Annotated in this window: 22 protein-coding genes; 10 read left to right on the forward strand and 12 right to left on the reverse strand. The window is 64.0% G+C overall.

The window, feature by feature from the left end; genetic code table 11:
• The first annotated feature begins 214 nt into the window (after positions 1–214).
• Genes AC16XC_RS00460 through AC16XC_RS00485 form a run of 6 tightly spaced genes read left to right on the forward strand, consistent with a single transcriptional unit; the run spans position 215 to position 6659 of the window.
• A complete protein-coding gene (locus AC16XC_RS00460; RefSeq protein WP_484032693.1) occupies positions 215–1756 on the forward strand; it encodes an NADH-quinone oxidoreductase subunit M in 1542 nt (513 codons plus the stop codon).
• A complete protein-coding gene (nuoN, locus tag AC16XC_RS00465; RefSeq protein ID WP_484032663.1) occupies positions 1756–3219 on the forward strand; it encodes an NADH-quinone oxidoreductase subunit NuoN in 1464 nt (487 codons plus the stop codon). Before AC16XC_RS00460 ends, nuoN begins: the two co-directional genes overlap by 1 nt.
• Before the next feature lie 7 nt (positions 3220–3226).
• Complete coding sequence (locus tag AC16XC_RS00470) at positions 3227–3943, forward strand: biotin--[acetyl-CoA-carboxylase] ligase (protein WP_484032664.1); 717 nt, start codon at positions 3227–3229, stop codon at positions 3941–3943.
• A gap of 3 nt (positions 3944–3946) precedes the next feature.
• On the forward strand, positions 3947–4723 hold the full coding sequence (locus AC16XC_RS00475; protein ID WP_484032665.1) for a type III pantothenate kinase: 777 nt from the start codon (positions 3947–3949) through the stop codon (positions 4721–4723).
• Positions 4720–6366, forward strand: a complete 1647-nt coding sequence (locus AC16XC_RS00480) for a ribonuclease J (RefSeq protein WP_484032666.1) — start codon at positions 4720–4722, stop codon at positions 6364–6366. The genes AC16XC_RS00475 and AC16XC_RS00480 overlap by 4 nt, the downstream gene beginning before the upstream one ends.
• Positions 6367–6371: 5 nt before the next feature.
• Positions 6372–6659 (forward strand): DUF1467 family protein, encoded by a 288-nt coding sequence (locus tag AC16XC_RS00485; protein ID WP_484032667.1) that lies wholly within the window; start codon positions 6372–6374, stop codon positions 6657–6659.
• Between the two features lie 9 nt (positions 6660–6668).
• Here the strand turns inward: AC16XC_RS00485 and AC16XC_RS00490 are convergent, their stop codons facing one another.
• Positions 6669–9281 carry a coiled-coil domain-containing protein gene (locus AC16XC_RS00490; RefSeq protein WP_484032668.1) on the reverse strand — a complete coding sequence of 871 codons (2613 nt, stop codon included), beginning with the start codon at positions 9279–9281 and terminating at the stop codon, positions 6669–6671.
• 69 nt (positions 9282–9350) lie between these two features.
• Here AC16XC_RS00490 and AC16XC_RS00495 point away from each other — a divergent pair, with 69 nt between their 5' ends.
• The 3 genes from AC16XC_RS00495 (at position 9351) to AC16XC_RS00505 (ending at position 12125) form a co-directional block, all read left to right on the forward strand.
• Positions 9351–9659: an Hpt domain-containing protein gene (locus AC16XC_RS00495; protein WP_484032669.1), complete on the forward strand. Its 309-nt coding sequence runs from the start codon at positions 9351–9353 to the stop codon at positions 9657–9659.
• Positions 9660–9788: 129 nt separating this feature from the next.
• Entirely contained in the window at positions 9789–10736 is a 948-nt protein-coding gene (locus AC16XC_RS00500) for a hypothetical protein (RefSeq protein WP_484032670.1), read from the forward strand.
• A gap of 3 nt (positions 10737–10739) precedes the next feature.
• Positions 10740–12125 (forward strand): sensor histidine kinase, encoded by a 1386-nt coding sequence (locus tag AC16XC_RS00505; protein WP_484032671.1) that lies wholly within the window; start codon positions 10740–10742, stop codon positions 12123–12125.
• 4 nt (positions 12126–12129) lie between these two features.
• Here AC16XC_RS00505 and AC16XC_RS00510 read toward each other — a convergent pair whose 3' ends face one another.
• Both AC16XC_RS00510 and gltX read right to left on the reverse strand, forming a co-directional pair.
• On the reverse strand, positions 12130–13416 hold the full coding sequence (locus AC16XC_RS00510; RefSeq protein WP_484032672.1) for a citrate synthase: 1287 nt from the start codon (positions 13414–13416) through the stop codon (positions 12130–12132).
• Positions 13417–13427: 11 nt separating this feature from the next.
• Complete coding sequence (gene gltX, locus AC16XC_RS00515) at positions 13428–14870, reverse strand: glutamate--tRNA ligase (protein ID WP_484032673.1); 1443 nt, start codon at positions 14868–14870, stop codon at positions 13428–13430.
• A gap of 28 nt (positions 14871–14898) precedes the next feature.
• On the opposite strand from gltX, the gene AC16XC_RS00520 reads away from it, so the two are divergent.
• Complete coding sequence (locus AC16XC_RS00520; RefSeq protein WP_484032674.1) at positions 14899–17073, forward strand: ComEC/Rec2 family competence protein; 2175 nt, start codon at positions 14899–14901, stop codon at positions 17071–17073.
• 60 nt (positions 17074–17133) lie between these two features.
• Here the strand turns inward: AC16XC_RS00520 and lexA are convergent, their stop codons facing one another.
• From lexA to trpE, 9 genes are all read right to left on the reverse strand, one after another.
• On the reverse strand, positions 17134–17823 hold the full coding sequence (gene lexA, locus AC16XC_RS00525) for a transcriptional repressor LexA (protein WP_484032675.1): 690 nt from the start codon (positions 17821–17823) through the stop codon (positions 17134–17136).
• 69 nt (positions 17824–17892) lie between these two features.
• Positions 17893–19089, reverse strand: a complete 1197-nt coding sequence (locus tag AC16XC_RS00530) for a molybdopterin molybdotransferase MoeA (protein ID WP_484032676.1) — start codon at positions 19087–19089, stop codon at positions 17893–17895.
• 4 nt (positions 19090–19093) lie between these two features.
• Positions 19094–19573, reverse strand: a complete 480-nt coding sequence (gene moaC / locus AC16XC_RS00535) for a cyclic pyranopterin monophosphate synthase MoaC (RefSeq protein WP_484032677.1) — start codon at positions 19571–19573, stop codon at positions 19094–19096.
• Between the two features lie 164 nt (positions 19574–19737).
• Positions 19738–19950: a hypothetical protein gene (locus AC16XC_RS00540; RefSeq protein WP_484032678.1), complete on the reverse strand. Its 213-nt coding sequence runs from the start codon at positions 19948–19950 to the stop codon at positions 19738–19740.
• Positions 19951–20066: 116 nt separating this feature from the next.
• Positions 20067–20228 (reverse strand): hypothetical protein, encoded by a 162-nt coding sequence (locus tag AC16XC_RS00545; protein WP_484032679.1) that lies wholly within the window; start codon positions 20226–20228, stop codon positions 20067–20069.
• Between the two features lie 119 nt (positions 20229–20347).
• Positions 20348–21136 carry an indole-3-glycerol phosphate synthase TrpC gene (gene trpC, locus AC16XC_RS00550; protein WP_484032680.1) on the reverse strand — a complete coding sequence of 263 codons (789 nt, stop codon included), beginning with the start codon at positions 21134–21136 and terminating at the stop codon, positions 20348–20350.
• A 91-nt stretch (positions 21137–21227) separates the two neighbouring features.
• The gene (gene trpD, locus AC16XC_RS00555) at positions 21228–22193 is read right to left on the reverse strand and encodes an anthranilate phosphoribosyltransferase (protein ID WP_484032681.1); all 966 of its coding nucleotides are present in this window, start codon (positions 22191–22193) and stop codon (positions 21228–21230) included.
• The gene (locus AC16XC_RS00560) at positions 22190–22774 is read right to left on the reverse strand and encodes an anthranilate synthase component II (RefSeq protein WP_484032682.1); all 585 of its coding nucleotides are present in this window, start codon (positions 22772–22774) and stop codon (positions 22190–22192) included. The genes trpD and AC16XC_RS00560 overlap by 4 nt, the downstream gene beginning before the upstream one ends.
• A gap of 7 nt (positions 22775–22781) precedes the next feature.
• Positions 22782–24311: an anthranilate synthase component I gene (gene trpE, locus AC16XC_RS00565; protein ID WP_484032694.1), complete on the reverse strand. Its 1530-nt coding sequence runs from the start codon at positions 24309–24311 to the stop codon at positions 22782–22784.
• Positions 24312–24320 lie beyond the last annotated feature (9 nt).

Here is a 24320-nt window from a genome sequence, read left to right on the forward strand (position 1 = left end):
GGGCCCGACGGCGCGGCGTGGGTGACGTTCAAAGGCGCGGCAGCCGCCAAGCGCTTCCAGTCCGGCTATCTCTATAGCTACGCGCTGATCATGCTCATCGGCCTCGTCGCCGCGATCACCTGGGTGATGCTCTGATGGATGGACCGGGCTGCCTCTCGTTCGCCTCGATCGTGCTTCTCTGGCTGAGCGCTACTGTTGCATGGGTGCTATTCTGATGGAGGGCTTCCCGATCCTTTCGATCCTGCTCGCCATCCCGCTGCTCGCGGCGCTGGCCTGCCTGTTCGTCGAGGCTAAGTCGGCGCGGATGATCGCGCTGGTCGCGACGCTCGTTGATCTCGCGCTCGGCATCGTATTGTGGGCCCATTACGACATCGGTGGCGCGCAATGGCAGTTCACCGAGCGCGCCGAGCTGTTCGCCGGCTTTTCCTATGCGCTCGGGATCGACGGGATCGCGCTGGTCCTGATCATGCTGACGCTGTTCCTGATGCCGATCTGTGTCGGCGCCAGCTGGGAAGCGATCGACAAGCGCGTCGGCGAATATATGGCGGCGTTCCTGTTCATGGAAACGCTGATGATCGGCGTGTTCGCGGCACAGGACCTGTTCCTCTTCTATATCTTCTTCGAGGCCGGGCTGATCCCGATGTATCTCATCATCGGCATCTGGGGCGGCCAGAACCGGATTTACGCGGCCTACAAGTTCTTCCTCTACACGCTCTTGGGCTCGGTGCTGATGCTGATTGCGATGCTGTGGATGGTGAACGAGGCCGGCTCCACCGACATCCCGACGCTGATGGCATACGACTTCCCGGCAGGCGCGCAGACCTGGCTGTGGCTCGCCTTCTTCGCGAGCTTCGCGGTCAAGATGCCCATGTGGCCGGTCCATACCTGGCTGCCCGACGCCCATGTGCAGGCGCCAACCGCGGGCTCGGTGATCCTTGCCGGCGTGCTGCTCAAGATGGGCGGCTATGGCTTCATCCGCTTCAGCCTGCCGATGTTCCCCGAGGCGAGCGCGCAATTCGCCTGGCTGATCTTCGGCCTGTCGATGGCCGCGGTGGTGATCACCAGCCTGATCGCGCTGGTCCAGCACGACATGAAGAAGCTGATCGCCTATTCCTCGGTCGCGCATATGGCGATCGTCACGGTCGGGCTGTTCGCCTTCAACCCGCAGGGTCTCGAAGGCGCGATGATCGTGATGCTTTCGCATGGCCTCGTTTCGGGTGCGTTGTTCCTCTGCGTCGGGGTGATCTACGACCGGCTGCACACCCGCGAGATCGATCGCTACGGCGGCCTTTCGATCAACATGCCGCATTATGCGCTGCTGTTCATGCTGTTCACCATGGCGAGCGTAGGCCTGCCGGGGACCAGCGGCTTCGTCGGCGAGTTCCTGAGCCTTGCGGGCATCTACCAGGTTTCGACCTGGGTGACCGCGGTCTGCGCCACCGGAATTATCTTGGGCGCGGCCTATATGCTCTATCTCTACTGGCGCGTGGCGTTCGGAGTGCAGAAGAACGCCGATGCCGCCGCGATGCCCGATCTCGACCTGCGCGAGTGGCTGATGCTCGGCCCGATCGCCGCCGCGGTGCTGTGGATGGGCGTCTATCCCGAGAGCTTTCTCGCGCCGATCAGGGCCGACATCCAGGCGCTCGATGCGCGGCTGGCCCGCGCGGCCCCTGAAGGTGACTCAAGGCTCCAAATCGGCGAACCGCTCCCGACCGGAGTCGAAGGCGAAGATGCAGCTGGAGAGGGAGGTCACTGATGGACTTTGCGACTTCCCTTGGCCTGATCGCTCCCGAAATCCTGCTGTCGCTGTCGGGGCTGGCACTGCTGCTGGCTGCTGCCTGGCTGGGCGACAAGGCCAGCCGGGCGATCAGCATCGCCGCCGCGATTGTCCTTGGCGCCTGTTTCTTCCTGGTCGCTCCCACCGTTTGCGCCGGTGCGATGGGACCGGATACGAGCGCGTTTTACGGACAGTTCGCGGCCGACGGTTTTGCCGCTTTCGCCAAGCTGCTGATCTTTGCCGCGGCCGGTGCCTCGCTGGCTGTCGCGCCCGCTTTCTTCGAGCGCTACAACGCGATGAAGGCCGAATATCCGGTGCTGATCCTGTTCGCGGTGCTCGGCATGAGCATCATGGTCTCGGCGACCGATTTGATGACGCTCTATATCGGCCTCGAGCTCAACAGCCTCTCGGCCTATGTCCTCGCGGCTTTCCTGCGCGCCGACGGCCGTTCGGCCGAGGCCGGCCTCAAATATTTCGTCCTCGGCGGGCTGGCTTCGGGCATCCTGCTGTTCGGCATGAGCCTGGTCTACGGCTTTACCGGAACCACGAGTTTCGAGGGTATCCGCGCTGCGCTTGACGGCGACATGGCGATGGGTGCGCTGTTCGGTGTGATCTTCATGCTCGCGGGCCTGGCCTTCAAGATCAGCGCCGCGCCGTTCCATATGTGGACGCCGGACGTCTATGAAGGCGCGCCGACCCCGGTCACGACCTTCTTTGCTTCGGCGCCCAAGGTCGCGGCCCTGGCGCTGACCATGCGGGTCGCGCTCGACGCTTTCGGGCACCAGTCCGACGCCTGGCAGCAGATCATCATCTTTGCCGCGCTCGTCTCGATCGTGATCGGGGCGCTGGGCGCGATCGGCCAGGACAACATCAAGCGCCTGCTGGCCTATAGCTCGATCAACAATGTAGGCTTCATCCTGATCGGGCTTGCCGCGGCGACGCAGGCGGGCACCGCCGCGATGCTGACCTATCTTGCGATCTATGTCGCGATGACGGTGGGCGGCTTCGTTGCGGTGCTGATGCTCAAGAATGCCGAGGGCGAGCCGGTCGAGGGCATTTCCGACATTGCCGGCCTGTCGAGCACCCGCCCGGCACTGGCGTTGTGCCTCGCGATCATCATGTTTAGCCTCGCCGGAATCCCGCCGCTGTTCGGATTCTGGGGCAAGTTCGTGGTGTTCCAGGCCGCGGTGGAGGCCGACCTGGTCCTGCTCGCTGCGCTCGGCATCGCCGCGAGCGTGATCGGGGCATTCTATTACATCAAGATCGTCAAGGTGATGTATTTCGACGATCCGGCAGACGTCGTGCAGGGCAAGAGCGACTGGGCCCATTGGGCATTGCTCGCGATCTCGGCAGTGTTCGTCTCACCGATCGGTTACCTGCTGACTCCGTTGCTGGGGGACCTGACGGCCAAGGCGGCGGCAGCCCTCTTCCAGGCAGTCTGACGGGACCTTGATCGAGCTCGTCCCCGAAACCGGGTCCACCAATTCCGACCTGCTCGATCGCCTGCGCTCCGGCGAGGCGATCGCGCCGGGTCATTGGCTGGTGGCCGACCACCAGACCGGCGGTCGTGGTCGCCTGGGCCGCCAATGGGAAGGCGGCGCAGGCAATTTCATGGGTTCGACCGTGGTTCGGCTCAACGGCCGCGGCGCGACAGCCCCAGGCTTGGCACTGGCCGCCGGGCTGGCGGTCTATGAAACGGTCCTGCCAAGGCTCAACACGCCCGGCGAGCTCAAGCTCAAATGGCCCAACGATCTGTTGCTGTCGGGGGCCAAGCTGGCTGGCATCCTGATGGAGCGCGAGGCCGATGCCGTGGTTATCGGCGTCGGCGTCAATCTCGCTCATGCGCCGCGGGTTCCCGGCCGCGCCACGGTCTCGCTCAGCGAGTTCGGACCGCCGCCCGATCGCGACCAGTTCGCGCACGATCTCGCGCTGCAGTTCGAACGCGAGGTCGCCGATTGGCGGCGCTACGGGATCGATTCGATCATCCCGCGCTGGCTGGCGGCGGCCCATGCCAATGGCGCTGCTATCTCGGTCACCGAGGGCGACGGAAGCAGGATCGAGGGGACATTCGCCGGTCTCGAAGGCGATGGAGCCTTGCGGCTGCGCTTGGCGGATGGAACAATGCGTGTCATCCACGCCGGTGACGTGATGCAGGGAGCGGGTTGAGCCATGCTGTTGGTGGCAGATGTCGGCAATACCAATGTCGTGTTCGCGCTGTTCGAAGGACGGGTGCCGAAGGCGCGCTGGCGGATCGCCACCGATCCCAGGCGCACGGGGGATGAATATGCGGTGTGGCTGCTGCAACTGCTCGAGATCGAAGGGGTCGATCGAAAGGAGATTACCCGGTTCATCTATGGCTCGGTGGTTCCGCGCGCGGACCACAATCTCGACGTGCTGGCGGAGAAATATTTCGGCGTGACGCCGCTGGTGGCCGGGCACGGCAAGGCCGCCTGGGGCTTCGAGATCGATGTCGAACAGCCGAGCTCGCTCGGGGCGGATCGCGCGCTCAATTGCATCGCCGCGCACGAGCTCTACCAGGGCGACCTGATCGTGGTCGATTTTGGCACTGCAACCAAGTTCGAAGTGGTCGATTTCAACGGTGCCTACAAAGGCGGCATCATCGCCCCCGGGATCAATCTTTCGCTCGACGCGCTGGTCGGAAAGACCGCCAAATTGCCCAGGATTGCGATCCAGGCTCCCGAAAGCGACAGCGTTATTGGTCGGAACACCGAAAACCAGATGCTGATCGGCGTGTTCTGGGGCTATGTCGCGATGATGGAAGGGTTGATCGAGCGGTTGCGCAAGGAGATCGGCCGCCCGGCAAGGGTTGTCGCGACCGGCGGCCTGGCGATCCTGTTCCAGGAGCACACCCACATCTTTGACGAGGTCGAGGCCGACCTCACGATCCTGGGCCTTGCGATCCTGGCGGAGCGGGCGACGGCGTGAAGAAGGATTTCACGCCCGAAAGGGAATTGCTGTTCCTGGCGCTGGGCGGCTCCGGCGAGATCGGCATGAACGTCAATCTTTACGGTTGCGACGGAAAGTGGCTGATGGTCGACCTTGGCATGACCTTCGGCGGGAACGAGTATCCCGGCATCGAACTGGTCTTCGCCGATCCCGCCTTCATCGAACAGCGGCTCGACGACCTGGTCGGCATAGTGCTGACCCACGGGCATGAGGACCATATCGGAGCCGTACCCTATTTCGCTGCCGACTTCGGGGTCCCGCTTTACGCAACGCCGTTCACGGCGCGGCTCGTCCAGCGCAAGCTCGAGGAAGCCGGTCTTGCCGATCAGGTCGAGCTCAACATCGTCGAAGGAACCGACAGTTTCGCCCTGGGCCCGTTCGACATAACCTATGTGCCGCTGGCCCATTCGATCGCCGAAGGCAACGCGCTGCTGATCGAAACGCCATATGGCCGCGTATTCCACACCGGCGACTGGAAGCTCGACGACGAGCCACTGATCGGCGAACCGGCGACCGCCGAAGAGCTGACCGACCTCGGCGATGGGGGCATCCTTGCACTGGTGTGCGATTCGACCAATGTCTTCAATCCGAAGCCATCGGGTTCGGAAGGCGAAGTCGCCCAGAGCCTGCTGGCGGAGGTGCGCAAGCACGAGGGCGTGCGCGTGGTGGTGACGACTTTCGCCTCGAACGTCGCCCGGCTGCAGACGCTGGGAGAAGTGGCTAGAGCAACCAGGCGCCGGCTCTGTGTTGCCGGGCGTTCGCTCGAGCGGATCATCGAAGTCGCCAAGGAGTGCGGCTATCTACACGACTTTCCCGACACGATCGATTTCGATACCGCCATGGACCTGCCGCGCGGGGAAGTGCTGGTGCTTGCAACCGGCGGGCAGGGTGAGCCGCGCGCAGCACTCGCAAGGATCGCCGAAGATACCCACCATGTCGGCCTGGTCGAAGGCGATGTCGTGCTGTTTTCGAGCCGCCAGATCCCCGGCAACGAGCTGGCAATCGGCACAGTCATGAACCAGCTCGCGGCGCGAGGGGTGAAAATTGTGACCGACCGGCAGAGCGAAATTCACGTCTCCGGTCATCCCGGGAGGCCGGAACTCGAAGCGCTCTATGGCTGGCTGAGACCCGAACTGTTGGTCCCGGTTCATGGCGAGATGCGCCATATGCAGGAGCAGGGGAGGCTGGGCTCGGCCAGCGGCATTCCGAAAGTGGTGGTGCAGAAGAACGGCGACATCATCCGCCTCGCTCCCGGCAAGCCCGGCAAGGTGACCGAGATAGAAGCCGGGCGGCTCGTCCTCGATGGCGACATCATTGTCCCGGCCGACGGCGAGGCGATCACCATGCGGCGGCGCCTGGCGCGAGACGGAATGTTGCTGGTGGTCGTCGATTCAAGGGGCAGGGCGAGGGTCAACGGGATCGGGCTCCCGCTCGATGAGGATTACCAGCAATTCGTCGACGAAGCCGAGGGCGATGTCGCGGACGCGCTGAAGAAACTGAAGGGCAAGTCGCGCGCGGACAGGGAGCTGATCAAGGAAGCGGCCCGCCTTGCCGCCCGGCGCGCGGCGCAGCGCTGGTGCGGGAAGAAGCCGCAAACGCGCGTGCTCCTGCTTGAGGACTGAACCCCATGGAATGGACATCGATCCTCGCCATATATTTCCTGTTCTGGGTAATGAGCGCCTTTTTCGTGCTGCCATTCGGAGTGAAAACGCATGAGGAAGCCGGGATCGAGAAGATTCCCGGCCAGGCGGACAGTGCCCCGGCCAATTTCCAGCCAAAGAAGATCGTGCTGCGGGCGACTATCCTCGCAACCGTGCTGTGCTCCGCCTATGTCGCCAATTACGTCAATGGCTGGATTACACGCGAAGACATCGATTTCTTTTCGAAGTCGCGCGAGGTTGAGAAAGGGCGCTAAGCCGGCTGCCTAACCGCGCAGGCGCTCGATCGCCTGGGCGAGGGCGACATAAAGCTTGCCCATGTCCGACGAGAGCAAGGTTACGCCAAGGGCATTGCCGTCGCGCGTCGAAAGCATGGTGCGCAGCATCGCCTCGAAATCATGGATATAACGTGAAACATGTTCGCGGAAATCCGGGTCGCGATCGTAGATTTCGGCGATTTCCCGTGCTTCGGAATTGTCCAGCAACCGTACCGCGCGACGAGTGAAGATGCCCCGGTCGCCGCGCAGGTACGACGCCCAGGCAGTATCGGTGACATCGTTGGACAAGGCCTTCGAAATATCGATCGCGTTGGAATTCAGGCTCTCGGTGATCAAGGCAACCCGCCGCGCGAAATCATTGTCGACCTGTTCTTCCGCCTGTTGCCGCGCGCGCTGGACGCGGCTTTCGAGATTGCCGGCAAGTTCGTCGACCTTGGCAAGCTGGTCGCGCAACTGGCGGGCCGCGTCGCGGCTGACGCCGGTTGCATGCGCTACCGCCTTCTCGAATTCGCCGATCGCCTCGGAAGACTTCGCGCGGAGCGCCTGGTCGATCGCAGCGGCGCTCCTGGCGCCGACCTCTTCGGCGATCTTCTGAACCGCCTCGCTGCTTCCCCTGTCGAGGTCTTCGATGGCCGATCTCAGGTTCTCTCGCAGGGCTGCAATCGCCTGGGACAATTCGCCTTGTGACCTGGCCGATATCTGCTCGCTTTCCTCCGAAAGCCGGGCGAGGATTGCCTGCAGCTGTTCGAATTGCTCAGCCTGCGAGCGGCCTTGCTGCTCAAGCTGGGCGTGAAGCGCGCCCATTTCCTCCAGCGCGGCCCTGCCGTCCTGTCGCGCGGCCAGGACATAATTGGAGACTTCCTGGCTCTTCTGTCCGGCCTGTTCGAGAATGAGGCCGGTTGCCTTCGTTCGCTCTTCAAAATCGCTCAAACTCAGCCGCGCGGATTCGAGCGCCTTGGGCAGCTGCTCGCGCGAATGTTCGGAACTTGCCTGAATCAGTTCGAGCAGGCGGACGCTGGCATCGGTCAGGTCGGAAACGGCCTTGTCGGTTTCGTTCAGGCGGGCCTGGTTGGCCTCGATCTTCGCTGTCAGCGCGTCGATCGCTTGAGCCAATCCCGAACTGGCCTGCGCGCCCTGCGCGTCGAAGGCCTCGAGCTGTTCGCCCAGCGCCGAAAGTTGGACGACAAGCTCTTCGCCGCGCTCGGTCAAGCCCTGGATTTGGGCCACATGGCCCTTCTGGCGCTCGGCGATCGCAAAATCGAGATCCACCAGTCGCTGTTCGAGCGAAGCCAATTGTTCGGCCTCGAACGCCTTGTGGTCGTCGCGTCGGGCTTCGAGCGAAGACATGAAGATCTCGACCCGGTTCTGCATCGCCTTGTCGACATCCTTGGCTTCCTTGCCGAGCGAACTCAACCGCCTGCGGGTATCTTCCAGCGTTCGCGAATCGATTTCACCGATTTCGATCAGGGCTTCGGACAGGCGCGCGCGCATTTCATCGATCGCAAGGCGCCATTTTTCGATTGCATCGCTTTCGCCTTCACGAAGCGCGGTGGCGAATGTGTCGCTTTCTTTGCGCAACTCCGCGAGGCGGCTGCCAAGCGCCTGCAGGGCGGCATCTTCCTTCGCATCGAGATCATCCCACCCGGCCGCCAATTCGCCCGCCAGCGCCTCTGCCCGGCGGCGGATAGCGGCAAGCGCTTCGATCTCGCTTCTGTCGAGATCGGCCCGGAACCGGCTGCTGCCTTCCTCGAGCGCGGCGAATCGTTTCGCTGCGATTTCCTGCAGATTCGAGGCCTGGGCTTCGAAAGCGGCAAGTGCCGCATCGACCCTCGCGCGGAGTGACTGCACCTGGCGTTCGCTGGCTTCGCCGAATTCGTTGAGCCGGTGGAACCCGCTGACGAGTTCATCCAGCTGGTTCTGGGCCGTCCTTCCGGCATTTCCGATCTGGCTGGTTACATCGCGCGCGCTGTTTGCGATGACGGGAAGATCGTTTCGCAATTTGTCCATGTTTTCCAATGCAATTGCACTGACACTTGCGATCGAATCTATCTGCCTGCTGTTGTCGAAAATGAGCCCCGCCAGGCGGTTGGCGTTCTCGGACAGCCGCTCGCTTGCGACCCGGCCAAGCGATTCAAGGTCGCGCGACTGGGCGGCGATGAACTCGCGCGCCAGGCTCAATTCCCGATTGACGATCGACAGCCTTGCTTCGAGCCGGGCCGATTCATCGGCCAGCAGCCTGGCCGCATCCCCGAATCGCGCAGCCTCGCGGCTGCTGGTCCGCATGGCCAGCAGCCAGATCGCGACGACAAGCAATACCGGGATAGCCCAGTTGGTGACCCAGGCGATCCATTGCTGCGGGCTCCCGCCGGCCAGGATCGCATCGCCCTGGGCAAAGAGGAAGAATCCGGTCCAGCCCGCTATCGTCAGGATCGCGAGCGTGGGAATGATCCAACCGAAGCGGTTCTTCGCTGTTTCGACAGGCTCGGCCCATTCTTCCTGCAACGCCAGGACGTCATCGGACGGGGTCCGCGCGTCCTGCAAAGGCGCGCCGGACGGCTCGCTTCCCGATCCAACCGCCGCGATATGGGATCCCCCGGACATCTGGACAGAATATCACGGAATGAAACACAATAAACCCCGGCTTAACCTTGTCGGGCGTATCGCGCGCAAATGGCATACGAAAGCGGTGCACTCGACGCGACATTGGCAGCTGCGGCAGGCGACGATCCTGCGCTGTTGGCCGAACTGCGCAAGGCGTTCTTCGAAAGCCTCGAACAGCAGGTCGACCTGCTCAAGCGCTCGCGCTGCGATGGCAATTGGAACATCGCGGCGATGCGGCTCAAGGGCCTCGCGGCCAGCTTTCACGCAGAGAGGCTGATTGGCCTTGCGGAAGAAGCGCTGGATGCGGCTCCGGGTGAACCGGTTGTTATTCGCAAGCTCGAGTCCTTTCTTGACGAATTCGACGCATCGCTGACCTGACCGATTTGGGCCGGTCTGCTTGCTCCGAGAATTGCGACCCATGTCCGTGACCGGCCCCAGCTGCAGCAAAACGAAGCTAACGCCGGTTTAACCAAGACTTGCTATGGGGCAGGGGTGAAAGAGGCCCCGATGAACGAGACTTCCGAGCATTCGGTCGAAAGCACCCTGCGCGCAGGTCTCGCGCGGGGCGACGCCGTGATCGGTTCGCTCGGCCCGGCTCTGCGCCATTTGCTGGCTAGCGACGACAACTCGCTGTTCAGCGACGAAATCATCGCGCGCATTCGCGGCATGGCAGAAAGCCTCGCGCAGCAGCTGCTGATCGCCCTGGCAAAGGCCAACGGAACCGAGGATTGCAGGTCGCTCCTGGTCAATCATCATACCGAACTGACCGAAACCCTGCTCGCCAACTCTTCGCTGCTCGGTCACCTCCATGCCCTGGCGCTCGAATGGCAGCTGACCCAGCGCATCCAGCAGCAGAACAATGTCGATCCGGTACTCTCTCCCCTGCTGCAGTCGCTGATCGCGTCCAGCGATGCCGCGACCGCGAGCACCGCCATGGCATTTCTTGCTGCCCAGGCTCGCTTTGTGCAGAGCCAGCGCCGGATGGAACTCGCTCTCGCCGAGCTTCCCGGAGACCTGTTTCACGCCGCCCTGCTGGCATTCCGTGCCCAGCTGGCCGCGACCGACGACCAATCGGCCGAATTGGCCGAAACGAACCTGCGCCAGAGCTACGATGAAAGCCGCACCCGCCTGACCGTGATCGCTCGCCTGGTCGCCAGCATGGGCGACAGGGCCAATTCCTCGCTGTCGATTGAGCAGGCCGGCGCGGCCCTGTTCCTTTCCGCTCTTGCACTGGGCTCCGGGCAGGATCGCGACCTTGCCGTCCTTGCGGCCAGTCATCGCCAGGCGTTTAGGCTCGCCCTGTCATTGCGGGCCGCCGGCCTCGAACCCCGCCTGGTCGAGGAGCAATTCCTTGTCCTGCAGCCCGAAACGGCGCTGCCGTTCGGTTTCGAGGAGCTCAGCGCCGAGCGCGCCGCTGCCTTGCTCGCGCATGCCGGCGAAGCGACTGAGGATTAGGCGATGAAGCCCGACGGCCCATACATTGCCAAGGCGCGCAGCGATGCCGAGGATCGGCTGATCGAGGCAGACGAACCGCTGGCGGGTCTCCAGCGGCGCTGCGGAGGCCAGATTCCGGGCACGATCGCAACTCCCGAATTACTGGAGCTGGTACGCAAGTCGCACCGCTTCGGCGTCAAGCTGGCACGCTCGATCCATGCCCAGGACGACAATGAGAGCGTGACCGCCTGGGTCGAGGTTACTCCGGCGGAGGACGGGCAGGGCGGATGCCTGATCGGACTGGCGAACTGGCAGGTCGCACCGCTTCCGCCCGAAGACCTGTCCGAAGCCGAGCAGCGGCATGCCGACATCAATCGCCAGCTTGCGGAGGTGAGCGCGCGGCTCGATCCCCAGCAGAATCTCCTGTCGGTCGAAGGAACCGCTCCGGAATTGGTCGCCCTGATCGGAACGATGCAGGCAGGAATTGGAAGGCCCTGGACCGACTTTGTCGAGATCGCCGGGAGCAGCCATCAGCAGCCGCTCCATTGGCGCCTGCTCGATGGTGCCAGGGTGAAGCTGGAAGGTTCGGACCGCGACTGGAAGGCCAGCCTGGTACCGCTGGGAGGTCCGGAGCCCGGATCGGGCGGCTTCGAGCTCAATCTTGTGGCCGACCAGCCCCCGCCGGACACCGACGCACCCCCTGCCAGGCCCCAGCCAAGAATGGCGGCGGGCACCGCAATCGGAAGGGAAATCGCGCCGGTCCTGCGCCAGCCCATCGCCCGCATTATCGGCCATGCCGAGACCATCCGCGCGCGACTGGCGGGTCCCCTCGCTGACGAATACAGCGGCTATGCGGCCGATATCGCCGCGGCCGGCCAGCACCTTCTTGCGCTGATCGAGGATATTTCCGATCTGGAACTGGTCGAGTCCGACGAATTCGTCGCGTCTTCCGACAGGATCGACCTGGCGGACATCGCACGGCGGGCCGTCCAGATCCTTGGAGTGCGGGCGCAGGAGAAGGACATTGCGCTGGCGGGACCGGGCGAGACCGAGACCATGCCCGCGATCGGCGAGGCCCGGCGGGTATTGCAGGTGCTGTTGAACCTGATCGGCAATGCGATCCGGTACTCGCCCGAGGAATCGCGAATCTCGCTCCATCTCGACCGCGACGGGGACCATGCGAGCGTCACGGTGGTGGACCAGGGCCCGGGCCTCGACCCGGACCAGCAGGTCGCGATCTTCGAGAAATTCGAACGTCTCGGGCGATCGGGTGACGGCGGGTCCGGCCTCGGCCTTTATATCTCGCGCAGGCTTGCGCAAGCCATGGCAGGAAGCCTGACAGTCGAAAGCGAACCCGGAAAGGGCTCTCGTTTCACACTGAGTCTTCCCGCAAGCGTTCCTGAAACCTGAAAGCTCATCGCTTGTCGACGGGCACGTAGTCGCGTTGCGTCGGGCCGGTATAGAGCTGGCGCGGGCGCCCGATCCGCTGACCGGGATCCGAAATCATCTCGTTCCATTGGGCAACCCAGCCGACGGTCCTGGCCAGGGCGAAGAGCGCGGTGAACATGGTCGTCGGAAAACCGATCGCGGAAAGGATGATGCCCGAATAGAAATCGACATTCGGGAACAGCTTCTTTTCCCGGAAATAGTCGTCGTTGAGTGCGATTTCCTCGAGTTGAAGGGCGGTCTCGAACAGTGGATCGTCGACTTTCAACGCGTCGAACACCTCGCGCACGGTCTTCTGCATCACCAAGGCCCGCGGGTCGTAATTCTTGTAGACCCGATGCCCGAATCCCATAAGCCGGAACGGATCGTCCTTGTCCTTGGCGCGCTCGATATAGTGCGGAATCCTGTCCGGCGTACCGATCTCCCGCAGCATGTTCAGCGCTGCCTCGTTCGCACCGCCATGCGCGGGGCCCCACAGGCAGGCGATCCCCGCCGCGACACAGGCGAAAGGATTGGCGCCCGACGAGCCCGCCAGCCGCACGGTCGAAGTCGAGGCATTCTGCTCATGGTCGGCATGAAGGATGAATATCCGGTCCATCGCCTTTTCGACCGCCGGGTGGAGTTCGTACGGCTCGGCGGGAACACCGAATGTCATGCGCAGGAAATTGCCGGTGTAGGACAGCGAGTTGTCCGGATACTGGAATGGCTGCCCGACCGAATACTTGTAGGCCATGGCCGCGATGGTCGGCATCTTGGCGATCAGGCGGTGCGAGCTGATCCGGCGATGTTCCGGATCGGAGATGTCGGTGCTGTCGTGATAGAAGGCCGAGAGCGCGCCGACGACGCCGCACATTACCGCCATCGGATGCGCGTCGCGCCGGAATCCGCGGTAGAACTGGATCAGCTGCTCGTGGAGCATGGTATGGCGGCTGATCGTCCAGTTGAACTCGTCCATTTCGGCCTGGTTGGGCAATTCGCCGCGCAGGAGGAGGTAGGCGACCTCCATGAACGAGGAACTTTCGGCCAATTGACCTATCGGATAGCCGCGATGGAGCAGGATGCCGCCTTCGCCATCGATATAGGTAAGCGCGCTCTCGCACGAGGCGGTCGAAGTGTAACCCGGATCGTAAGTGAACATGTGCGACTGGCCGTAGAGCTTGCGGATGTCGAACACATCCGGCCCTACGGTGCCTTCGAGAACGGGAAATTCCCATTCCTGGTCGCCAACCGTCAATTTCGCGTGCTTGTCACCCAAATTTCTGCTCCTCAATTCTCGGCGTGCTGTTCGCCGGAAACGGCTTGCGCGTCGATCCGCGCGAGGCTCTCTTCCTTCCCAAGGAGGACCAGGACATCGAAAATGCCTGGCGACGTGGTTTGCCCCGTCAGCGCCGCCCGAAGCGGCTGCGCGAGTTTGCCAAGGCCCAGCCCCAACTCCTCCGCCATCGCTTTGAGACTGGCCTCCAGCGGCTCGCTTGTCCAGTCATTTTGCGTGGCTAACAGTGCGGAAATCCGCGACAAAAGCGCCCTTGCGTCGGCGGTCAGCAGCGCCTTGGCATCGTCTTCGAGCTCGAGCGGCCGGGTCTTGAACAGGAAGGCCGCTCCCGCCGCCAGCTCGTTCATGTCGCGTGCCCGTAGCTTCAAGGCGGGCATGGCTTGACAGAGCAGGTCGATATCGGCTGCGCCACCGATCCTTTCGGCTGTCAGCCTGGCCAGCCTGAGATCGTCGGCCCGGCGGATATAGTTGCCGTTCATGTTGAGAAGCTTCTTCATGTCGAAGCGCGCAGGACCCTTGCCGACCCCATCGATATCGAACAACTCTATCGCTTCTTCGCGGGTGAATTCCTCGCGGTCGCCATGGCCCCAGCCGAGCCGCAGCAGGTAGTTGAACAAGGCCTCGGGGAGGATGCCCAGTTCATCCCGATAGTCGTTCACTCCCAGGGCCCCGTGGCGCTTCGAGAGTTTCGCTCCGTCATTGCCATGGATCAGCGGGATATGGGCGTAGGCCGGTTCGGGCCAACCCATCGCCCTTATGATCGCGAGCTGGCGGAACGCGTTGTTCAAGTGATCGTCGCCGCGGATGATGTGGGTGACGCCCATATCGTGATCGTCGACGACCACGGCGAGCATGTAGGTCGGGGTTCCGTCGGATCGCAGGAGCACGAAATCGTCGAGCTCGGAATTTTTGACCGCGACCCGGCCCTGGACGAGATCCTCGATGACGGTTTCGCCCTCTTTCGGGGCCTTGATCCTGACGACATAGTCTTGATCTTGGGGCCATTGGGACGGGTCGGCATCGCGCCATTCGCTGTCGATCCGGAAGGGGCGCCGCTCCTCGCGCGCTTTCTCGCGCCTTGTCGCCAGCTCTTCCTGGCTGAGATAGCAGCGATAGGCCGCACCCTTGCCGATCAACTGCGCAGCAACCTCGGCATGGCGCGCCTCGAATTGCGACTGGTAATAGGTGTGACCGTCGAATTCGAGCCCGAGCCAGTCGAGTCCGTCGAGGATCACGTCGATTGCCTCCTGGGTCGAGCGCGCCTTGTCGGTATCCTCGATCCTGAGCAGGGCCTTGCCCCCGTGATGGCGTGCGTATAGCCAGGAAAACAGCCCGGTCCGGGCATTGCCGATATGCAGGAATCCGGTGGGCGAGGGGGCAAACCGCGTGACAATCTGGCGCGGGACGCCTGCTGTCCTGTCGCTATTGCTTGCCATACCAACCCGATTCCTATCCAACTATTCCATGGCCGAAACTTCGCCGCGCCTGGTCCCGCTTGAAGCACAGCCGTTCGATGCTGCGCTGCAGCAGACGCCTTGGCGAAATTACCTTCGCTTGTCCAGCTTGCCGAACGCGATCGAGAGGTTTCTGGCAGACGCGGGTTTCGATCGTGGCCCGTGGATTTCGGTCGTCTTCGCCGCCGGGATCGGGCTGTGGTTCGTGCTCGACAATCGGGCTGAGTGGCTTGCCGCGATATTTTGCGGATTGGCCATCGCACTTGGTTCGCTTGCGGCGTGGCGCGGGCAAGGCGATCGCAGTCGCACCATGGCCGCCGGAGTCTCGCTTGGGCTCGCCCTGGCCGCTGGATTGACCGTCGTCTGGGCACGATCGGAACTCGTCGGGGCGGAACCCATCGGCCGACCTGTGAGCGAAGTGATCGACGGGCGGGTGCTCGAACGGATCGAACAGCCGGCCGAAGACCGGGTGCGGCTCGTGCTGGCAATCCGCGAGCCTGGCTCCGATCGCGCGATCAAGGTCAGGGTCAATTTACCGCTCGACCATGACGATCCCGGTTATGCCGAGGGTGCGCTGCTGCGCCTGCAGGCCAGGCTGATGCCACCGGCACCGCCGATGCTGCCGGGCAGCTACGATTTTGCACGGACCGCGTGGTTCGAAGGGCTGGCGGCCACCGGCAGCGTGCAGGGAGAGATCGAGTTGCTTGAGCCTGGCGCGGCACGTGGCGGGATTGCCGAAGTACAACGCAGGCTTTCGGCGCATGTCCGTTCCCAGATCGACGGCTCGCCGGGAAGCATCGCCGCGGCACTGGCGAGCGGAGATCGCGGTGCGATCGCCGAGGCCGACGAAGATGCCATGCGCGATGCGGGCCTGACCCATCTGCTCTCGATCAGCGGCCTCCATGTCAGCGCCGTGATTGCGGCGGCCTATCTGCTGGCCATCAAACTGCTTGCATTGTGGCCGTGGCTGGCACTGCGCGTCCGCTTACCGGTCGCGGCGGCTGCTATCGCAGCGCTTGCGGGACTGGGTTACACGCTGCTGACCGGAGCGGAAGTGCCGACGATCCGCAGCTGTGTCGGTGCCATGCTGGTGCTGCTGGCGCTGGCTCTTGGGCGTGAGCCCCTGTCGCTTCGGCTGGTTGCGGTGGCCGCGGGCCTGATCCTGCTGGTGTGGCCGGAGTCGCTCGTGGGGCCGAGTTTCCAGATGAGCTTTGCCGCGGTGATCGCGATTGTCGCCCTGCACACGAGCCAGCCGGTGCGAGCCTTCCTTGCGCCGCGCGAAGAGGCCTGGCTCCTGCGGTTCGGCAGGCGGGCGTCGATGCTCCTGCTGACCGGCCTGGTGATCGAGATTGCCCTGATGCCGATCGTGCTGTTTCATTTTCACCGGGCGGGGGTCTATGGCGCATTCGCCAATGTGCTTGCGATTCCGCTGACGACCTTTGTCTCGATGCCGCTGATCGCCCTGGCGCTGTTGCTCGACATGGTGGGGCTGGGGGCGCCGATCTGGTGGCTGGCGGGAAAGTCGCTCGAACTGCTGCTGGCGCTGGCCCATTTCACGGCCGGACAGCCCGGGGCAGTCAAGCTGATGCCGCAAATGGGGGGATGGACATTCGCGCTTTTCCTGGCTGGCGGGCTGTGGCTCGGCCTGTGGCGGGGCCGAGCCAGGCTGATGGGATTTGTCCCGGCAAGCGCCGCGACCGCGATGCTGCTGGCAACGCCGGTGCCCGATATCCTTGTTTCTGGAGACGGGCGGCATGTCGGGATAACCGGAACGGGAGAGCGCCTGCTGGTGCTGCGCGACATGCGAAGCGAATATGCGCGCGACAATCTCCTCGAACTGGCGGGCATGGATGGGGAACTGATCCCGCTCGCCAAATGGGACGGGGCGCAATGCAGCCGCGACTTCTGCGTCGCAACGCTCACGAGGGGAGGTCGGGTCTGGCGGTTGCTGATGGCCCGCAGTGATGCCATGATCCCCGAACGCGAACTGGCGGCTGCCTGCGACCTGGCCGATATCGTTGTGGCCGACCGTTACCTCCCGCGCAGCTGCCGACCGCATTGGCTCAAGGCCGACCGGCGGATGCTCGACCGGAGCGGTGGCCTCGCAATCGACCTGGCGGCGCGGGAATATGCCACTGTCGCCCAGTCGCAGGGCGAGCATGGCTGGTGGAGGGGATCATCATGAATCCCCGCCAAGGCGGGGATCCCTATTTGGAGGCTCCCGCCTGCGCGGGAGCTCACGCGATCAGTGATATTGCCGCAGCAATCCCGCGAGCTTGCCTTGTACGATCACCTCATGTGGATCGTAGATCTGAGGCTCATAGGCAGAATTGGCGGGATCAAGCCTGATCCTGCCGTTCTCGCGGCGGAGATATTTGAGAGTGGCCTCTTCGTTGCGCACCAGCGCGACGACAATCTCGCCGTCGCGTGCGGTATCGGTCTTGCGGATAAGCGCAAAGTCGCCGTCGAGTATGCCAGCCTCGATCATCGAATCGCCCGACACTTCGAGTGCGAAATGATCGCCGGCGCCGAGCAGGGCAGCGGGAACCGGCAGGGTCCGGTCGCTTTCCAGCGCCTCGATCGGCACACCGGCGGCGATCCGCCCATGCAGAGGCAGCTCGATAATGTCGTTGGCGGCAATCGGTGAGCCGGCCGGCGGCGTGGTCGCCTTGGCAACGGTCTCGTTCGCAACCGTGGACCTGACCGATTTGGCCTGGACGTCCTCCGGCTGTTTGAGCACTTCGAGCGCGCGCGCGCGATTGGGCAGGCGGCGCAGGAAACCCCGTTCCTCAAGCGCCGAAATCAGGCGATGGACCCCCGATTTGGACCGCAGGTCGAGCGCTTCCTTCATTTCCTCGAAGCTCGGCGAAATGCCGGTTTCCTCAAGCCGGTTCTGGATGAAAATCAGGAGCTCGTGTTGCTTGGCAGTCAGCATGGGGCCACCCTTCCGCTATGTTCCATTTCGGAACGAATGCGGAACAAGTAAGCAACTGCGATTCGCGAGTCAAGCGATTCCGCCAGTTTCCAACAGATAGGCCGGAACAGGCGTTCCCGCTTTGACCGCCGGCGCGCCGGCCGCGCGTTCGATCAACGCGTTCGAGCGGGCCAGCGCCAGGAGTGCACTCGAATCCTGCTGCTGGACCGCGTGGACCGCGCCATCGGCCATCCTGGCACGCAGGAATTCGAGTCGCGCGCCGCCTGCAGGCAGGTCGCAACCACACGGCAGCATGATCGGTGTGGGCAGCGGAGCGCCGCTCCCGGCGAGCGCGCGCAGCAGCGGCAGCAGGAACAGGAAGCCGGTGACGAAGCTCGAGACCGGATTGCCGGGCAGGCCGAGGATCGTTCGCGCATCCTTGCGCGCGACCAGCAGGGGTTTGCCGGGCTTCATCGCGACCTTCCAGAAGTCTATTTCCGCCCCCCAGGCTTCGAGCGCGGGTTTCACGAGGTCGTGATCGCCGACCGAGGCCCCGCCGCTGGTGACGATGACATCGCAATCCGCCGCCTGTTCGAGTGCGTCGCGCAGGGCAGCGAGATCGTCGGCAACCGGCCCGATCCGGAGCACATCCGCCGCATGAGGCTTGCACAGCGCCGCCAGCATCGGGCCATTGCTGGCCGGGATCTGATGGATCGAACAGGCCGAGGGATCGCTCGACAATTCGTCGCCGCTATCGATGATCGCGATCCTGGGCAGGCGCCCGACCACCAGCGTGTTGCGGCCCGCTGCGATTGCCAGCGCCAGCTGTCCGACCCCGATGCGCACGCCCTCGGGGAGGAGCTCGTCGCCCGTTCTGAAGTCGAAGCCCGCGCGGCGGATATGGCGGGCGGTCGGCTCGCCTTCGCCATTGAGCGCGAGAATATTGCCTTCGCGGATGGCGTTTTCCTGCAGCAGCACCGCATCGGCGCCATCCGGCATCTGGGCGCCGGTGGAGATCCGGACCGCCTCGCCTGCACCAACGGCGCGGTCAAAGGGGTGGCCCGCCGAACTTTCGCCGATAATGCGCCATGGGCCGCGCTCATGCTGACGCACAGCGTATCCATCCATCGCCGACAGATCGGCCGCAGGCTGGGTGCGAGCCGCGATGAGAGGTTCGGCGAGGAAGCGCCCGGTCGCTTCGATCACCGGCAGTTTCTCGGGCGCAAGCGGCACGATCCCGGCGAGCAGCCGCGTTTGCGCCTCGGCCAGCGATAGCATGGCGCTCATGGGCCTAGGCGTCCTTCGGCGCGGTCCACTCGCCCGACTTGCCGCCGCTCTTGGAAAGCAGGCGCACATCCTCGATCACCATTGCCTTGTCGAGCGCCTTGGCCATATCGTAGATCGTCAGCAGCGCGACCGAGGTCGCAACCATCGCTTCCATCTCGACCCCGGTCTTGCCGGTAAGGGAGGCAGTGGCAGTGGCGCGGACGGCGTCTTCCTCGATCGCGAAATCGATCGTCACCGCATCGAGCGCCAGCGGGTGGCAGAGCGGGATCAGCTCGCCGGTTCTCTTGGCCGCCATGATCCCGGCGATGCGCGCGGCGGCGAGGACATCGCCCTTGGGTGCATCGCCGTCGCGGATGGCCGACAGAGCCGTGGAGGACATGCGAATACGCCCAGAGGCAACCGCCTTGCGCGCCGTCGCAACCTTGCCGCCGACATCGACCATGCGCGCGGCGCCGTGCTCATCGAGATGGGTGAGCTTACTCATTGCGGGCTGTTTCCTGAACGGAGGGTAACTGGGTAACACTGTTATAGAAGAAAAAACCTGGGCCATCGGCCGGGTTCCCGCCGGTCGGTGCAACACGGAGAAGCTGCGCGTTCATAGCCGCCCCATGCCAGATGGGAGCGCTGCAGGACAGGGTTTGCAGCAGGTCAGTTCTTGCGCGTGTTCGTCCAGACGACCTGGCCCACGCCGAACAGCAGCAGGATTGCGCCATAGACCGCCCATTGCGGATCTCCCGCCATGAAGCTGTCCAGGAAGGCAATATTGAGTCCCTGGAGAATCCAGATCCCGCCGAAGCAGATCATAAGTAGCCCGAGCAGGCTGCTGACGACCCGCATCACAATGTCGAATGCCTTTGCCATGTTCTCTCCCGATCCCCGAGCCGCACAACGCTGCGGTTGGAGGCATGAGGCTACGCCTCCCGGCGATACCGGTCAAAGGATTCCGAGATAGCCAAGGTGGCCTGGAGAAGGGCGGTTCAGTAGGAGATCAGCTGGAACAGCGAACCGAACAGGCCGACGGTGATGGCGGAGGTGCACGCACCCTGCGAAAGCATCCGCTTCATCCGGTCCTTCGGAACCGGAGCGAATACCGTTGCTGCAAAACCCGCCGCGGCGAGCAAGACGAAAATCGACGTCATATCACGATCCTTTTCGTCCCCCGCGATGCATATGGTTGGTTCCGGGTTAAATCGGTTTTCCGGAACTCGGCTAAGGGATGTCCTTACCGGAAATTAGGCATGGACCTTCCTTGAACGGGTCAGCCTTGGAGCAGGGCCCTGGTTGCCGCGGTAATATCGTCCTGCCGCATCAGGCTCTCGCCGACCAGGAAGCAGCGGACGCCCGATCGGGACAGCCGCTCGATATCGGCATGGGCATTGATCCCGCTCTCGCCGACCAGCAGCGCGCCTGCGGGCGCCAGCGGGGCGAGCCGTTCTGTCGTCGCGAGGTCGGTAAAGAATGTCTTGAGGTTGCGGTTGTTGACCCCGATCAGGCGCGATTTGAGCCGCGCCGCGCGTTCCATCTCGGCTTCGTCATGCACCTCGACCAGCACGTCCATGCCGAGCTCAAGCGCGGCGTCTTCAATTTCGGCCATCGGTCCGTCGTCGAGCGCGGCAACGATGATCAGGATCGCGTCGGCGCCGATCGCGCGGGCTTCGGCGACCTGCCACGGATCGAGCATGAAATCCTTGCGCAGGACCGGGAGCGAACAGGCCGCCCGCGCCTGGACCAGATAATCTTCATGGCCCTGGAAATAGGGCGCGTCGGTCAACACCGAGAGGCAGGCCGCGCCGCCCTCCTCATAAGCCCTGGCATGGGCGGCGGGATGGAAATCGGCGCGGATCAGGCCTTTCGACGGGCTGGCTTGCTTGATTTCGGCAATCAGGCCGAAGCCGGAAGCGGATTTTTCCGTGAGCGCTCTGCGGAATCCGCGCGGGGCAGACTGGTCTGCCGCCCGCGCCAGCAGTTCGGCAAGACTGATTGCGGCCTTGCGCTCGGCAATCTCGTCGCGCTTGGTGGCGCAGATTTCGGTGAGTTTGTCGCCCATGGATGCGCCCTATGCCGTTCGTGTCGAGCGAAGTCGAGACACCTGTCTTGCCCGCTTCCCGATTGCGCTCGAAGCGAACGGGAGCGGGAGTTCACCTGACCTCCTCGATCCAGCATTCGAGCAGCGCCTTGGCGAGCCCCTTGTCGATTGCTTCGGCCGCTTCCTCGACCCCGTCCTCGCCATCGTCCACTTCGCCTGCCACGATCAGGGCTGCTGCGGCGTTGAGCAGCACGGCATCGCGATAGGCGCCGGTCTCGCCTTCGAGCAGGCGGCGCAGCGCAGCAGCGTTGTAAGCCGCATCGCCCCCCTTGATGGCCGAGAGCGGGTGGCGCGGGAGGCCGACCCCTTCGGGTGCTATATTGTCATGGCCAAGGTCGAAGCCGATTGTGGCAATCTTGCTTTCGCCGCTGATCGACAGCTCATCGAGGCCTTCGACGCCGGAGACGACCATCGCCCGCTCGCAATCGAGCATGGTGAGCGCTTCGGCATAGGTCGGGATCAGGTCCGGCTTGGCCACCCCGACCAGCTGGCGCTTCACTCCTGCCGGATTGGCAAGCGGGCCGAGCAGGTTGAAGATCGTCCGCCGTCCGAGCGCCTTCCGGATCGGCATGACGTGCCGCATCGCCGGATGGTGGGTCTGCGCGAACAGGAAACAGATGCCGATCTCGGCGAGGGTCTTTTCGGCCAGCTCGCCGGCACGGGCGAGGTCGAGACCGAGCGCTTCGAGCGTGTCGGCTGCCCCTGCCAGCGACGAGGCCGCGCGATTGCCGTGCTTGGCGACCGGGACGTCGCAGGCCGCGACCACGATTGCCACGGCGGTCGAGATGTTGAGGCTGTGTTGGCCATCGCCCCCGGTGCCGCAAACGTCGATCGCGTTGTCCGGTGCCGAAATGCGCTTCATCCGCGCGCGCATCGCCCGGACCGCTCCCGCGATTTCCGCAGCGGTTTCGCCGCGATCGGCCAACGTCACCAGAACATCGCGAATCTCGTCGTCCGGCATTTCGCCATCGAGCATCCGCCCGAACAGCGTCTCGGTCTCCGCCAGCGTCATGGTCATGCGTGGGCTTTGGCGTTTATGCCGCAGATCTTGAGGAAATTGGCCAAGAGGTCGTGACCGTGCTCGGTGGCGATGCTTTCGGGGTGGAACTGGACCCCGTGGATCGGGAGATCCCGGTGGCGGAAGCCCATCACGAAGGCGTCGTCGGCGGTGGCATTGACGATCAATTCGTCGGGAATGTCGGTCACCACCAGCGAGTGATAGCGGGTCGCGATGAAGGGCGAGGGCAGGCCTTCGAACAGCCCGGTACCGTCGTGGCGGACCGGCGAGGTCTTGCCATGCATCAGCCCGCCGCGCACCACCTTGCCGCCGAAATGCTGGCCGATCGCCTGGTGGCCCAGGCACACGCCCAGTAGCGGCTTCTTCGCCCCGGCGCAGGCTGCCACGAGATCGAGGCTTACGCCCGCTTCGTTCGGGGTGCAGGGGCCGGGCGAGATCAGGAAGCCCTGTGCATTGCTCGCCAGTGCGTCCGCTGCCGTAATCGCATCGTTGCGCACGACCTTCACCTCGGCGCCCAGCTCCATCAAATAATGGACCAGGTTCCAGGTGAAGCTGTCGTAGTTGTCGATTACCAGGATCATCGCGGCCCTATTGCCCGAACTCGGCTTCTTCCGCCACCCGCTTCGCTTCGCGCGCGGCGGCAAACAGTGCTCCGGCCTTGGCCTCGCATTCGCGCTGTTCGTAGTCGGGATTGCTGTCGGCGACGATCCCCGCGCCGGCCTGGACATGCATCACCCCGTCCTTCACCAGCGCGGTCCGCAAGACGATGCAGCTGTCGATCGATCCGTCTGGCCCGAAATAGCCGACTCCGCCCGCGTAAGGCCCGCGGGTTTCGGGCTCGAGCTCGGCGATGATCTCGCAGGCGCGGATCTTGGGGGCACCCGAGACGGTTCCGGCGGGAAACCCGGCGAACAGCGCGTCGAGTGCGTCATGTTCGGGCGCGAGCTTGCCGACGACGTTCGAGACGATGTGCATCACATGGCTGTAGCGCTCGATCGTGTAACTGGCGGTGACGCGGACCGAATCCGCGCTGGCCACCCGGCCGACATCGTTGCGCCCGAGGTCGAGCAGCATCAAATGCTCGGCACGCTCCTTGGGATCGGCCAAGAGGCTCGCTTCATTGGCGCGGTCTTCGTCCTCATCCTTGCCCCGCGGGCGGGTGCCGGCGATCGGACGGATCGTGACTTCGGGTTCCCCGGCGGAATTCGGGCGCACGCGGACCAGGATCTCGGGGCTGGAGCCGACCACGGCAAAGCCCGGCAGGTCGAGGAAATAGAGGAACGGCGAGGGGTTGATCCGGCGCAAGGCGCGGTAGAGATCGAATGGCGGGAGCGGAAAGGGGCAGGTGAAGCGCTGCGCCAGCACGACCTGGAAGATGTCGCCCGCCTCGATATAGTCCTTCGCCTTGAGCACCATGCTTTCGTAGTAGCCGGGCTCCATTTCGGGTGTGAGATCCATCGGCGGCAGGTCGATTGCGCGCTCGCGATGCGGCGCGGCCTGCGCAAGTTTGCGCAAGGCTTCGTCGATCCGCTCTCCGGCCAGTCCGACCTGATGCCCGGGATCGCCGCCCTCGGGCCACACCGGAGCGATGCAGAACAGTTCGTCGGACAGCCCATCGAAGATCAGGATCAGCGTCGGCCGGACGACGAGGATGTCGGGCACGTCGATTTCGCTTTGCGGCGCACGCGGCAGCTTTTCCACGAGGCCGATTGTCTCGTAGCCGAAATAGCCGACCAGGCAGGACAGCGCAGGGGGAAGCGCGTCGGGCACATCGATCCGGCAACTTGCCGCCAATGCGCGCAGCTCGGCCACGCTGCCGCCGTCGAGCGGAGCGAATGCCGAGCGATCGTGCTGCCAGCTGCGGTTGATTTCGCAGCCATTGCCGGTCGCCTTGAAGACGAGGTCGGGATCGATTCCGAGGAGGCTGTAACGCCCGCGAATTTCCCCGCCCTCGACCGATTCCAGCAGGAAATCGCCACGCCCGGGTTCGATCAGTTTGAGCGCCGCGCCAACCGGCGTTTCGGTGTCGGCCACCAGCCTGCGCCAGACGAGTGCAGGCCTGCCCGCGGCGAGCGCCTGGACAGCTTGATCGGCGTTTTCTGGCAGAGCCCCCGTCAGCGTCGTGCT

Source organism: Candidatus Andeanibacterium sp. (genome assembly GCF_057143545.1).

Excerpts from the sequence above, each read along its gene's own strand:
- AC16XC_RS00460 (WP_484032693.1), top strand. The coding sequence starts at position 215 with ATGGAGGGCTTCCCGATCCTTTCGATCCTGCTCGCCATCCCGCTGCTC.
- nuoN (WP_484032663.1), top strand. The coding sequence starts at position 1,756 with ATGGACTTTGCGACTTCCCTTGGCCTGATCGCTCCCGAAATCCTGCTG.
- AC16XC_RS00475 (WP_484032665.1), top strand. The coding sequence starts at position 3,947 with ATGCTGTTGGTGGCAGATGTCGGCAATACCAATGTCGTGTTCGCGCTG.
- AC16XC_RS00485 (WP_484032667.1), top strand. The coding sequence starts at position 6,372 with ATGGAATGGACATCGATCCTCGCCATATATTTCCTGTTCTGGGTAATG.
- AC16XC_RS00490 (WP_484032668.1), bottom strand. The coding sequence starts at position 9,281 with ATGTCCGGGGGATCCCATATCGCGGCGGTTGGATCGGGAAGCGAGCCG.
- AC16XC_RS00495 (WP_484032669.1), top strand. The coding sequence starts at position 9,351 with ATGGCATACGAAAGCGGTGCACTCGACGCGACATTGGCAGCTGCGGCA.
- AC16XC_RS00500 (WP_484032670.1), top strand. The coding sequence starts at position 9,789 with ATGAACGAGACTTCCGAGCATTCGGTCGAAAGCACCCTGCGCGCAGGT.
- AC16XC_RS00505 (WP_484032671.1), top strand. The coding sequence starts at position 10,740 with ATGAAGCCCGACGGCCCATACATTGCCAAGGCGCGCAGCGATGCCGAG.
- gltX (WP_484032673.1), bottom strand. The coding sequence starts at position 14,870 with ATGGCAAGCAATAGCGACAGGACAGCAGGCGTCCCGCGCCAGATTGTC.
- AC16XC_RS00520 (WP_484032674.1), top strand. The coding sequence starts at position 14,899 with ATGGCCGAAACTTCGCCGCGCCTGGTCCCGCTTGAAGCACAGCCGTTC.
- lexA (WP_484032675.1), bottom strand. The coding sequence starts at position 17,823 with ATGCTGACTGCCAAGCAACACGAGCTCCTGATTTTCATCCAGAACCGG.
- AC16XC_RS00530 (WP_484032676.1), bottom strand. The coding sequence starts at position 19,089 with ATGAGCGCCATGCTATCGCTGGCCGAGGCGCAAACGCGGCTGCTCGCC.
- moaC (WP_484032677.1), bottom strand. The coding sequence starts at position 19,573 with ATGAGTAAGCTCACCCATCTCGATGAGCACGGCGCCGCGCGCATGGTC.
- AC16XC_RS00540 (WP_484032678.1), bottom strand. The coding sequence starts at position 19,950 with ATGGCAAAGGCATTCGACATTGTGATGCGGGTCGTCAGCAGCCTGCTC.
- AC16XC_RS00545 (WP_484032679.1), bottom strand. The coding sequence starts at position 20,228 with ATGACGTCGATTTTCGTCTTGCTCGCCGCGGCGGGTTTTGCAGCAACG.
- trpC (WP_484032680.1), bottom strand. The coding sequence starts at position 21,136 with ATGGGCGACAAACTCACCGAAATCTGCGCCACCAAGCGCGACGAGATT.
- trpD (WP_484032681.1), bottom strand. The coding sequence starts at position 22,193 with ATGACCATGACGCTGGCGGAGACCGAGACGCTGTTCGGGCGGATGCTC.
- AC16XC_RS00560 (WP_484032682.1), bottom strand. The coding sequence starts at position 22,774 with ATGATCCTGGTAATCGACAACTACGACAGCTTCACCTGGAACCTGGTC.